The organism is Streptomyces sp. NPDC054872 (assembly GCF_053610705.1).
The window spans coordinates 26969-37986 of the sequence record NZ_JBSGYY010000062.1 but is presented as its reverse complement, the minus strand read 5'-3'; the positions used below and the strand labels follow the sequence as shown (position 1 = coordinate 37986).

The following is an 11018-nucleotide window of genomic DNA, read 5'->3' as shown; positions in this document are numbered from 1 at the left end:
GCACCGGGACCCGAGCTGCTGCGAGGGCGCGCGTGCGCGAGTGCGAAGGGGGCGGGGCGATGGGGGAGTTCCTGCGGGCCGTGGCCGGGTTCCCGGGCATCCTCTTCAGCGCCGCGCTCCCCGTGGTCCTGTGCTTCTGGCTGCTCGTCGCGGTCGGTGGCGCCGATGCCGAGAGCTTCGACTCCGACGCGGATGCTCGCGCGGTGGGCCTCGGGGGCGTGCCGGTCGCCGTGGCGGCTTCCTCGGTGACCGTGGTGGGCTGGTTCACCACTCTCTTCGGGTCGGTCCTGATCGGGCGGACCGCCCTCACCGGCCTCGCGCACGCCGCGGCCGACGTCGCTCTGCTCCTCCTCTCCCTCTTGGTCGCTTGGCACGTGACACGACACCTCGTCCGCCCGCTGGCCAAGCTGTGCCGCCGCCGACCTGAGACATCAGATGTCGTCTGACGCCTTGGTGGCGTCGTCAAGATCCTCAACGTCCTGGACATCGTCGAGGTCCGCCGCGGCCATGACACCTTTGTCGGCCGACTGAGCCTCTCCGCCCCGGTGGAGATCCTGGCCTTCCGCGGGCTGCTCTTGCCGGGCGACGACTTCCTAGCCCTGGCCGACCTCGTCAACGTACGCGACCTCGTCGAGCGCGGGATGGCCGAGCGGATCGTCACCACGCTCGGCAATGAACTCGTCGAGCAGCTCTCCATGGACGCCGTGCAGTCCTGACCTGGGCGTACGCCCGCTTCGCCGCTCTGCCGGGGCGTGTCGCCGACGGGGCGGGCCCTTTGCGGTCAGTACATCAGACGTCTGCTGTCCAGGTGGGCCGGTGTCCGGGGCGTTCTTCGACGCCGCCCTGTCGGCCGCGCGCGTCATCGCTCCAGTGCCGTTCTCGATCGCGACGATGGACGCGATCTGCCTGCCCCCCCACCTGCCCCCACCTGCTCAGCACCCACGACCACCACGCGGAACCCGAGGATGGATCGTCCATGCAGCGAAGAGTCCCCCTTGCCCTGCTGTCCGCCGCAGCGCTCGTCCTCACCGCGGCAGGCACCGCGACAGGCACCCCGGCAGGCACCGCACACGCCGACCCCGCCGCCCCGGGCGAGCTGACCTCGCAGGATCTGACCACCAACGGCGTGGGCGCGCCCTACTACCGCATCCCCGCCCTGACCACCTCGGTGGAGGGAACGCTGCTCGCGGCCTACGACGCCAGGCCCACCCTGGGTGACCTGCCGGGCAACCTCGGCGTCGTCCTGCGCCGGAGCACCGACGGGGGCAAGACGTGGAAGGCGCAGCAGGTGGTGCGCAAGGACGCCGCGCCCAAGGGACACGGCGATCCGAGCCTGCTCGTCGACCGTACGACCGGGCGCATCTTCGTCTTCCACGCCTCCTCGGTCAACGAAGGCTTCTCCGGCTCGGGCACCGGCAACGACGAGAGCGACCCCGACATCCTGCAGGCCGACTACGGCTACTCGGACGACGACGGCGTTACCTGGACCCACCGGCGCATCACCCGGCAGCTCAAGGACCCGTCCTGGTCAGGCATGTTCGCGGCGTCGGGGGAGGGACTCCAACTGCGGCACGGCCCGCACAAGGGGCGCCTCATCCAGCAGTACGCGATTCGCATCGACGGCGCCAACTACGCGGCGAGCGCCTACAGCGACGACCACGGGACCACCTGGAAGATGGGCAACCCGGTCGGTCCCGGCGGCGACGAGAACAAGACCGTCGAGCTGTCCGACGGCAGGATCATGCTCAACAACCGTTCGAAGCCCTACCGCACGATCGCGTACTCGACCGACGGCGGCGTCAACTACACCCCGTTCGAGCAGGACGCGAAGCTCATCGACCCCGCGAACAACGCCTCGATCATGCGGTACGAACCCGGGGCCCCGGCCTCGCATCCACGGTCCTCGTGGCTGCTGTTCAGCAACACCGAGGACACCACGGAGCGGCGCAACCTCACCGTGAGGATGTCCTGCGACAACGGCAGGACGTGGCCGATCAGCAAGGTCGTCGAGCCGGGCGCCGCGGCCTACTCGACGCTGACCAAGCTGCCGGACGGGCGCGTGGGACTGCTCTACGAGCGGGGCGGCTACGACCACATCACCTACGCGTCCTTCGACCTGGACTGGCTGGGCGGCACCTGCGCGGACATCACGATCGCCCCGCCCGCGACCCTGAGGGCGGGCGTGAAGGGCAAGGTGGAGGTGCGGGTGGTCAACCGGATGGACACGCGCCGCGCTCAGGGCACCCTCGATCTCGCGGTGCCCGGCGGGTGGACGACGCGTCAGGTCACCGTGCCCGCGCTCGACCCCGGCCAGGGGGCGACGGTCAAGGTCCCGGTCACCGTGCCGTCGGACGCCTCGGGCAGCTTCGAACTCACCGCCGCCTACCGGACCGGCGGCAAGCGGGCCTCGGCCGGTGCGACGGTGGCGATCACTCCCTAGGCCGCCTCAGCGACCGGATCGGCGCGAAGAAGGCGTACGCGCTGACGCCGCTCGCCTCCGGCATGGATCTGGGGCAGGCGCCGGCCGTCCTGACGTTCGCGGGCGCGGTGAGCATGGTGCTGCTCGTGGGGGGACCACCTGACGGACGCCTCCCCGCAGCCGCGGGAACCGTCGAAGTCGCGGGCGTCGACGCCCGGTGGCACCGCTCGCAGCACGTGAGGGCGGTCAGATCACGCGGAACAGATCGGCGGCCGCGTGGACATCGGTGAAGTCCTCGACGGAGCGGAGGTTGTCGCACAGGGCATCGAGGACCGAGCCGGCTTCGGCGGCGGGCGGGGCGCCGACGGCCACGCCGAAGACGCGGAATCCCAGCCGGTGCCTGGCGCTGTTCCAGCCGCGCATCCACTCCTCGGTGACGCCGCATTCGTCGTCGGTGAGCAGCACGATGTCGCCGCGCGAACGGGCGGCGTCGTCGAACTCCTCCTCCAGAAGCCCGACGGCCGCCGACAGCGGCCTCTGGTAGCTGGTGCCGCCGCCGAGGAAGGTCTCCGCGAAGTCGAGCACTCGGGCGATGTCGGCGCTCTCCCCGGCCGGGAAGCGGAAGATCTGGAGCTTGTCGGCGGCGGCGAACAGGATGCCGACGAAGTCCCGTTTGGCATGGCGGGCCTGATCCAGGAGCGCCAGGGCGCACCCCTTGGCCCACGCCTCCCGGGTGACTCCGCCCGGCCCCTCCACGTACATGGAGTGCGAGGTGTCCACGCACGCGATGATGGCGCCCTTGCCGGTGCTCTGCTCGCCCTGGGTGTCGTAGAGCATCAGTTCCCCGGCGGCGTAGCGCGCGGCGAACACCGCCCGGAGCTCGGGCAGGCCCAGGTTGGCGAGCTCGGAGGGGATGACGCGGGAGAGGTCGTCGCCGAGTGTGACGCCGACCAGTTCACCGGTGGCGTTCTCCACCTTGCGGGCGCGCTCGCCGTCGGCCATCTGCCGGAAGCGGCCGATCAGTTCGGCCCACCGCGCGAGGCGGCTCGTGCGCAGCCGCTCGGCGAGCCGGGCTCGTCGGTCGAACGGCAGCCGCTCCAGCTCGCCGGGCCCGACACCCCAGGCCCGCATGAGGGCGCCCTCGTCCCGTACGGCCCGGGCGGCCCGTGCCGCCGCGCCCCGCGTGGCGGCGCGGACTCCGGGGGCCGCCGCGCCGATGGCCTGCTCGGCGAACCTGGATGCCTGCCGCGCGGCCGCCTCGGCGGACTCGGCGGCCTCGATCGCCCGACGGAGGGCGTCCGCGGCCGGGGCGGTCGCGGTGCCCTCCTCGCCGGCCCCTTCCGCGGCCTGCTGGAAGGCCTCGCTCACGGCGGCCGCCGCCTCCCCGGCGTCCTGCTCGGCGCTGTCCGCCTGCTCGGCTCGCTCCTGTGCCTCGCGGGAGCGGTCGAGGAGTCGGCGCAGTGCGGGGGCCTGGGCGAGTACGGCCATGGCGGCGGCGTAGGGATCCCCGGTCGTCTCCCGGCGCAGCTCGGCGAACTCCGGTGACTCCATCAGGGAGGCGATGACCTGGTGGTTGACCAGCCGCGACGAGGTCATGCGCGCGCGCTCGCGAAGACGCGGGCCGGCCTTGTACGCGGCCAGGAACACGTCGGTCAGGAGATCCACGGCGTAGTCGTGCCGCTGGGTCAGCTCGTCGGCGAGCTCGCGCAGACCGGCCGACTGCTCAAGGGTGTCGCGCCACGCGATCTGCTCGAACCGGTCCGCGACCACGGCCGCGGTGTGCCGCTCGGGAGCGGCGGTCGGCGCACCGAGCCATCTCCCGGCGAGGTTCGTCAGCTCGTGGATCCCGCTCGGCGTCTCGTCCATGCGTCCGCCCCCGGTGTCAGAACTGGGCCTGCACCATGCTCGCGTCCACGCCGAGTGCCTCGGTGAGGACGCGGGCGCGGACGGCGCGCTGGCGGCCGGTGACCCGGTCGATGGCCGCGGTGGAGCGGCCCGCTCCCGCCGCCTCCGCACGCAGCGTCTCCAGCCGTTTCCCCGCCATGGCGAGCTTGTTGTGGGCCTTTTTGATGACCCAGTCGCTCAGCGCCTCGCGTGACTGCCCGGCCATCGCGTCCAGCTGGGTCTCTATCTCCTCGATGGCATCGGCCAGGTCGAGCGCCTCCTTGGCATCGGGGTTGACCAGTTGCAGCACCTCGCGCTCGACGGTCGGGCGCTCGGCGGGGGAGTCCCACAGCACATGGGTGAGCACCGACAGATCGCTCTCGGCCACCGCCGGGCGGTCGTCCAGATACGCGGATGCCTGGAGCAGGCCCACCGCCTGCCGCCAACGGCGGTCGGAGGCGACGAGTTCCTTGCGGCGCAGGGCGGCCCGCAGCGTGCACACCGCGTCCACGATCACATCGGGGACATCCACGGCCGGGACGGCCTCGGCCACGGCGTGCCGCAACGCGGTCAGTTCGACCGTGGTCCGATGCGCTGCCGCGGGGCGGCCGACGGCGGAGCGCACCAGCGCGGCGAAGTTCGAGGGGTCCGCGAGATATCCGACCTCGATCCGCACGAGGAGCCGGTCGTAGATCGCGGCGGAGTCCTCCCCGGTGGGCAGTTCGTTGCTCGCCGTGATGGCGCCGATCAGCGGACAGCGGATCGGTTCGCCGCCGCTCTCGGGGTGGTAGATGCGCTCGTTGAGGAAACCCAGCGTCTCGTTCAGGGCCGCCGTGGAGCACTTGAAGATCTCGTCGATGAACGCCACATGCGCGGTCGTGGCGCGCCCCTCGTAGACCTGGCGATACTCGCCCCGGGCCAGCGCGGCGACGTCGACGGGACCGAACATCCTGGTCGGCGCGGTGAACTTCGACAGCAGGATCTCCCAGTACGACGCGCCGTCGACCCTGCCCGTCAGCTCACGGGCCATCTCGGACTTCGCGGTGCCGGGCGGGCCGAGGATCAGCGAGTGCTGTCCGGCGAGCAGCGTCACCACCAGCGTCCGCACCACGTCGGCCCGCTCGTAGAAACGGTCCGACAGCTCGTCACTGATCGCCCGCAGCCTCCTGGCCGTGTCCCGCGCGTCGGGTGAACCCACATTCAGCTCCTCGCCTGTACGGTGCCGGGCCCGTTCCGTGCCACGGCCCTTCGCCCGAGCAAGATATCCGTGTACATCTCTCCCAGTGGGAACCCGGTGGCGCGCGACATGCGTCCGGCCGACTCCGGGAGGCGTGTGATCCGGCACACCGTTACGTTGGGCGTGGCCGGTCACTCAGCCGATGACGCGCCGCGCCCTCCGCCGGACCGTCGGGGGCCGCCGCACCGGTCCGCCGCCGTGACGTCAGGACGACCGTCATCCCCGGAAGGAGCAGCCACCCCATGGCCGACCCCGCGGTGCACCCGGCCTCACCCGCCGAACCACCCTCCGACGCCGAACTGCAGGAGCTGGCACGGTACTGGAGGGCAGCGAACTACCTCTCGGTGGGCCAGATCTACCTGATGGACAACGCCCTGCTGCGACGCCCCCTCGCCGTCGAGGACATCAAGCCACGCCTCCTCGGCCACTTCGGCACCTCGCCCGGGCTCAACCTCGTGCACGTCCACCTCAACCGGGTCATCAAGGCGCGGAACCTGGACACCGTCTGCATCTGGGGCCCCGGACACGGCGGGCCCGCCGTACTGGCCAACTCGTGGCTGGACGGCACGTACACCGAGACCTACCCCGACATCACCCGCGACGAAGAGGGGATGACCCGCCTCTTCCGCCAGTTCTCGTTCCCCGGCGGAGTGCCGAGCCATGTCGCCCCCGAGACGCCCGGCTCCATCCATGAGGGCGGCGAGCTCGGCTACTCCCTCTCGCACGCCCATGGAGCAGCGTTCGACAACCCCGACCTGCTGTCGGTGTGCGTCATCGGCGACGGAGAGTCCGAGACCGGACCGCTGGCCGCGTCCTGGCACTCCAACGCCTTCCTGGACCCGGTGCACGACGGCGCGGTGCTGCCCATCCTGCACCTGAACGGCTACAAGATCGCCAACCCGACGATCCCGGCCCGGATGCCCCAGGAGCAGCTCGACGACCTGATGCGCGGATACGGGTACGAGCCCGTGCACGTCACCGGCGACGACCCCATGACGGTCCACCGGGACTTCGCCGTCGCCCTCGACCGCTGCCTGGACCGCATCGCGGCGATCCAGCGCGAGGCCAGGGCCGCCGGGGACGCCGAGCGGGCCAAGGACGCCCCGGCACCCCGCTGGCCCATGATCGTGCTCCGCACCCCCAAGGGCTGGACCGGCCCCAAGACGGTGGACGGCAAGCCGGTGGAGGGCACGTGGCGCGCGCACCAGGTGCCGCTCTCCAACGTCAGGGAGAGCGCCGAGCACCGCCGGCAGCTGGAGGAGTGGCTGCGCTCCTACCGCCCCGAGGAACTGTTCGACGCCGAGGGGCGCCCGGCGGCCGGACTCGTCGACATCGCCCCGCAGGGCGAACTGCGCCTGGGCGCCAACCCGCACGCCAACGGCGGGCTGCTCCTGCGCTCGCTGCCCCTGAAACCGCTCGAGCAGTTCGCGGTCGACGTGGACAAGCCGGGCGCCACCCTGAACGAGCCGACGCGGGTCCTCGGCGGCTACCTGCGCCAAGTGATGGCCGACACCGCCGAGCGGCGCGACTTCCGGCTCGTGGGCCCGGACGAGACGGCCTCCAACCGGCTCGACGACGTCTACGGGGCATCCGGGAAGGCCTGGCAGGAAGAGATCCACGAGGTCGACGAACACCTCACCCGGCACGGGCGGGTGATGGAGATCCTCTCCGAGCACACCTGCCAAGGCTGGCTCGAGGGCTACCTGCTGACGGGGCGTCACGGACTGTTCTCCTGCTACGAGGCGTTCGTGCACATCGTCGACTCGATGGTCAACCAGCACATCAAATGGCTGCGCACCACCCGCGAGTTGCCCTGGCGCGCGCCGATCGCCTCGCTCAACTACCTGCTGACCTCCCACGTGTGGCGCCAGGACCACAACGGCTTCTCGCACCAGGACCCGGGCTTCATCGGACACGTCCTCAACAAGAGCCCGGAGGCCGTACGGGTCTATCTGCCCCCGGACACCAACACGCTGCTGTCCACCGCCGAGCACTGCCTCTCCTCACGTGACTACGTGAACGTGGTCGTGGCCGGCAAGCAGCCCGGCTTCGACTGGCTGAGCCTCGACGACGCACGGGCCCACTGTGCGCGGGGTGCCGGAGTATGGACCTGGGCCGGCACCGAAGGCCCCGATCAGGAGCCGGATGTCGTCCTGGCCTGCGCCGGGGATGTGCCCACCCTGGAGGTCCTCGCGGCCGCGAGCCTGCTGCGCAGCCACCTGCCGGAGCTTGCGGTGCGCGTGGTCAACGTGGTGGACATCGCGCGGCTGATGCCGGAGGGCGAGCATCCGCACGGCATGCCGGACGCGGAGTTCGACGCGCTGTTCACCCGTGACAAGCCGGTCATCTTCGGCTTCCACGGCTACCCGTGGCTGGTGCACCGCCTTGCCTACCGACGTGCGGTCCACCCGCACCTGCACGTCCGCGGTTACAAGGAACGCGGCACGACGACCACGCCCTTCGACATGGTCGTCGCCAACGACCTGGACCGCTTCCGCCTGGTGATGGACGTCGTCGACCGGGTGCCCGGCCTCGGCGTCCGCGCGGTCGAGGTACGCCAGCGGATGAAGGACGCGCGGCTGCGCCACCACGCCTACGTGCGCGCGCACGGCGTGGACCTGCCGGAGGTACGGGACTGGTCCTGGCAGGATTGACCGAGGCGGGCGCGGCGTGCGCCATGCCGGCTGGACGTGGGGCGGGCGCCGGGCGAACAGTGTCCGGTGGCACAGGGCGAGGGGGCACATCAAGCATGCGAAGAGCCACGCGAACAGTGACGGCTGTCGCCGTCGTCGGTCTGATGGCCGGCTGCTCGGCACAGGACTCCGACTCGGCGCGGGACGAGGAGCGGCGACACACCTACTGTTCCGCGCTGGGGAGTTGGCAGCAGGAGAGGAACGAGGCGGCGGACAGCGACGGCTTCGGCGGATATACGGTCGTCGCCGCCGCGAAGCGGCTGAACCAGAACGGACTTGACCGGGACGGCAGCCACATCCTCGATGACACCGCCCGGGCGGTCGACGGCGATCAGGCCGCCGAGGGGCGCGCCATCTCCTACTGCGACGACGCGGGCTACGAGACCTTGATGAAGGCGGGCCAGGCAGGCTGATCCGGTCGTCGAATATCGCGTGCCGTGGCGTCGACGACGGTGCAGACTCGCCCCATGGCGGACATGCGGGCGTTCCGGGACGCGGTCACCGACTGGGCGGCCGGCGGGCCCGGCGGGGCGGCGAGTGAGCTGGCCGTGCGGGTCGGGGTGCGGACGGCGGTGCTGCTCGAAGGGCCCAGCGACCGCGAGGCCGTCGAGGCGTTGGCCGCGCGCCGCGGCCGGGACCTGGCAGTCGAAGGGGTGTGCGTCGTGTCGATGGGCGGCGCGATGAGCATCGGGCGCTACACCGAGCTCCTCGGGCCGCCCGGTCTCGACCTGCGGCTGGCCGGACTGTGCGATGTGGGCGAACGGCGCTTCTACGACCGCGGTCTTGAGCGGGCCCGGGCGCCGCGCCGGGACTTCTTCGTCTGCGTGTCGGACCTGGAGGACGAACTCATCCGCGCCCTTGGCACGGCGAGGGTCGAGGAGATCGTCCGGGACGAGGGCGATCTGCGGGCCTGGCAGACCTTCCTGCGCCAGCCGGCGCAGCACGACCGCTCCCGCGTACAGCAGTTGCGGCGTTTCCTCGGGACGAAGAAGGGCCGCAAGATCCGCTACGGCCGTCTCCTCGTCGAGGCCCTCGATCCGGAGCTGGCACCGGCCCCGCTCGACGACCTCCTCGCGAGCTTGTGAGCCCGGTCAGAAGGGCATGCGGCCGCGGGTCCGTCGGCCGGCCGAGCCACTGCGGCCCACGGCCTTGGAACTGCTGCGGAACGGCTTGCTGAAGATCCGGCCAAGGATGCCGGGGGCCTTGCTTCCGGCGCGTGAACCGGCTCCCAACGTGCGCTGGGTTCCCCGCTCGGGGTGCCGGGAAAGACGCGGCACGAAGAACGCGAGGACGGCCAGAACGACACAGACAGCTACGATTCCGACGATTATCATGAAAGGCTCCCTGCCTCGAGGCGTGAGTGCCGTGTGCCCTGCAGGGCCAGGTGTATGCGCGGGGGCCCGACCGCCCCGGCGAGCCGACCGGTACAGTCGGCTCGCCGCTCAGCCCGTGCCGGACCGGGCGCCGCGGCCTGATGACTCCCTTCGCGTACCGGCCAGGTGACACCATGACCAGTACGCAGGAACCGCCCGAGCTGACTCCGGGGACGCGGGACGGGGCGGGCGCGCCCTCCATGGAGGACCGCGTCACGCGGATAAGACGGCGCCTCGAGCGGCTGATAGGCATCGCGGCGACCGAGGGAAACTCGCTCACGCCGCTGCGCAACGGGGACGAGATCTTCGCGGCCATGCTCGCCGGGATCCGCCGGGCCGAGCACACCGTGGACATGATGACCTTCGTGTACTGGAAGGGTGACATCGCTCACCAGTTCGCCGAGGCGCTCGCGGAGCGGGCCCGTGCCGGGGTGCGGGTGCGGTTGCTCCTTGACGGGTTCGGCAGCCGGCTGATCGAGAGCGAGCAGCTCGACGCGATGGACCGGGCGGGGGTGCAGGTGGCGTGGTTCCGCAAGCCGCTGTACCTCTCCCCGCTCAAGCAGAATCACCGCTGCCACCGCAAGGTTCTCGTCATCGACGAGGAGAGCGCGTTCACCGGCGGGGTCGGGATCGCTCAGGAGTGGTGTGGCAACGCGCGCAACGAGAACGAGTGGCGCGACACCCATGTCGAGGTCCGCGGGCCCGCGGTGGACGGCATCGCCGCGGCATTCGCGCAGAACTGGGCGGAGTGCCACGAGGAACTCTTCGACGAGCGCGACCGGTTCATCGAGCAGCGCCCGGCGGGCGACGCCATCGTGCAGGTGGTGCGCGGCTCGGCCAGCCTCGGCTGGCAGGACATGCAGACCCTGATCCGGGTGATGCTGGAGTCGGCCGAGGAGCGCTTCCGGCTGTCCACCGCGTACTTCTCCCCGGACACGTACTTCATCGAGCTGCTGTGTGACGCCGCGCGGCGCGGCGTCGAGGTGGAGATCCTGCTGCCGGGGCCGCACACCGACAAGAGGGTCAGCCACCTCGCCGGCCAGCACTATTACGAGGACCTCACCGCGTGCGGGGTGAAGATCTTCCAGTACCAGCCGACGATGATGCACGCCAAGATCATCACGGTCGACGGCGTCGCCTCGCTCATCGGCTCGACCAACTTCAACCGCCGCTCCCTCGATCACGACGAGGAAGTCATGCTCGCGGTCCTGGACCCGGCGTTCGCCGCGACGCTCGACGCGCACTTCGACGACGACGTGACGGTCAGCGAGCTGATCCGGCCGGGCCGCTGGAAGAGACGCTCGGCACTGCAACGGGCCCGCGAGTTGTCCGTACGCCCGATCCGCCGCTTCCTCTGACGAACCCGATCCGGGGCGCCGGGCCTCCCCGGGCCCGCCGCCTCGGAATCAGCC

At 71.2% G+C, this 11018-nt stretch carries 8 protein-coding genes and 2 pseudogenes; 7 read left to right on the top strand and 3 right to left on the bottom strand.

Annotated elements, in window-relative coordinates:
• The 3 genes and pseudogenes from ACWGIH_RS41715 to ACWGIH_RS41705 all read left to right on the top strand — a co-directional run.
• Nucleotides 1–446: pseudogene (locus ACWGIH_RS41715) on the top strand (hypothetical protein); the annotation flags it as partial.
• Between the two features lie 15 nt (nucleotides 447–461).
• Nucleotides 462–692: pseudogene (locus tag ACWGIH_RS41710) on the top strand (GntR family transcriptional regulator); the annotation flags it as partial.
• 284 nt (nucleotides 693–976) lie between these two features.
• Complete coding sequence (locus ACWGIH_RS41705; protein WP_453451896.1) at nucleotides 977–2440, top strand: exo-alpha-sialidase; 1464 nt, start codon at nucleotides 977–979, stop codon at nucleotides 2438–2440.
• 225 nt (nucleotides 2441–2665) lie between these two features.
• Here ACWGIH_RS41705 and ACWGIH_RS41700 read toward each other — a convergent pair whose 3' ends face one another.
• Both ACWGIH_RS41700 and ACWGIH_RS41695 read right to left on the bottom strand, forming a co-directional pair.
• On the bottom strand, nucleotides 2666–4285 hold the full coding sequence (locus ACWGIH_RS41700) for a VWA domain-containing protein (RefSeq protein ID WP_453451897.1): 1620 nt from the start codon (nucleotides 4283–4285) through the stop codon (nucleotides 2666–2668).
• A 16-nt stretch (nucleotides 4286–4301) separates the two neighbouring features.
• The gene (locus ACWGIH_RS41695; protein ID WP_453451898.1) at nucleotides 4302–5501 is read right to left on the bottom strand and encodes an AAA family ATPase; all 1200 of its coding nucleotides are present in this window, start codon (nucleotides 5499–5501) and stop codon (nucleotides 4302–4304) included.
• A gap of 281 nt (nucleotides 5502–5782) precedes the next feature.
• On the opposite strand from ACWGIH_RS41695, the gene ACWGIH_RS41690 reads away from it, so the two are divergent.
• The 3 genes from ACWGIH_RS41690 (at nucleotide 5783) to ACWGIH_RS41680 (ending at nucleotide 9318) form a co-directional block, all read left to right on the top strand.
• Nucleotides 5783–8194 carry a phosphoketolase family protein gene (locus ACWGIH_RS41690; protein WP_453451899.1) on the top strand — a complete coding sequence of 804 codons (2412 nt, stop codon included), beginning with the start codon at nucleotides 5783–5785 and terminating at the stop codon, nucleotides 8192–8194.
• Between the two features lie 95 nt (nucleotides 8195–8289).
• Nucleotides 8290–8646 carry a hypothetical protein gene (locus tag ACWGIH_RS41685; protein WP_453510467.1) on the top strand — a complete coding sequence of 119 codons (357 nt, stop codon included), beginning with the start codon at nucleotides 8290–8292 and terminating at the stop codon, nucleotides 8644–8646.
• A gap of 54 nt (nucleotides 8647–8700) precedes the next feature.
• Nucleotides 8701–9318, top strand: coding sequence for a TOPRIM nucleotidyl transferase/hydrolase domain-containing protein (locus ACWGIH_RS41680; RefSeq protein ID WP_453451901.1), 618 nt, complete (start codon nucleotides 8701–8703; stop codon nucleotides 9316–9318).
• Between the two features lie 6 nt (nucleotides 9319–9324).
• On the opposite strand, the gene ACWGIH_RS41675 is transcribed toward ACWGIH_RS41680, so the two are convergent.
• The gene (locus ACWGIH_RS41675; RefSeq protein WP_453451902.1) at nucleotides 9325–9567 is read right to left on the bottom strand and encodes a DUF6411 family protein; all 243 of its coding nucleotides are present in this window, start codon (nucleotides 9565–9567) and stop codon (nucleotides 9325–9327) included.
• Between the two features lie 173 nt (nucleotides 9568–9740).
• Here ACWGIH_RS41675 and ACWGIH_RS41670 point away from each other — a divergent pair, with 173 nt between their 5' ends.
• Nucleotides 9741–10964: a phospholipase D-like domain-containing protein gene (locus ACWGIH_RS41670; protein ID WP_453451903.1), complete on the top strand. Its 1224-nt coding sequence runs from the start codon at nucleotides 9741–9743 to the stop codon at nucleotides 10962–10964.
• The last annotated feature ends 54 nt before the right edge of the window (nucleotides 10965–11018 follow it).

What these genes read in the sequence shown, in the direction of transcription:
- ACWGIH_RS41675 (WP_453451902.1), bottom strand. Translation starts at nt 9,567, where the DNA reads ATGATAATCGTCGGAATCGTAGCTGTCTGTGTCGTTCTGGCCGTCCTC.
- ACWGIH_RS41670 (WP_453451903.1), top strand. Translation starts at nt 9,741, where the DNA reads ATGACCAGTACGCAGGAACCGCCCGAGCTGACTCCGGGGACGCGGGAC.
- ACWGIH_RS41680 (WP_453451901.1), top strand. Translation starts at nt 8,701, where the DNA reads ATGGCGGACATGCGGGCGTTCCGGGACGCGGTCACCGACTGGGCGGCC.
- ACWGIH_RS41705 (WP_453451896.1), top strand. Translation starts at nt 977, where the DNA reads ATGCAGCGAAGAGTCCCCCTTGCCCTGCTGTCCGCCGCAGCGCTCGTC.
- ACWGIH_RS41685 (WP_453510467.1), top strand. Translation starts at nt 8,290, where the DNA reads ATGCGAAGAGCCACGCGAACAGTGACGGCTGTCGCCGTCGTCGGTCTG.
- ACWGIH_RS41700 (WP_453451897.1), bottom strand. Translation starts at nt 4,285, where the DNA reads ATGGACGAGACGCCGAGCGGGATCCACGAGCTGACGAACCTCGCCGGG.
- ACWGIH_RS41690 (WP_453451899.1), top strand. Translation starts at nt 5,783, where the DNA reads ATGGCCGACCCCGCGGTGCACCCGGCCTCACCCGCCGAACCACCCTCC.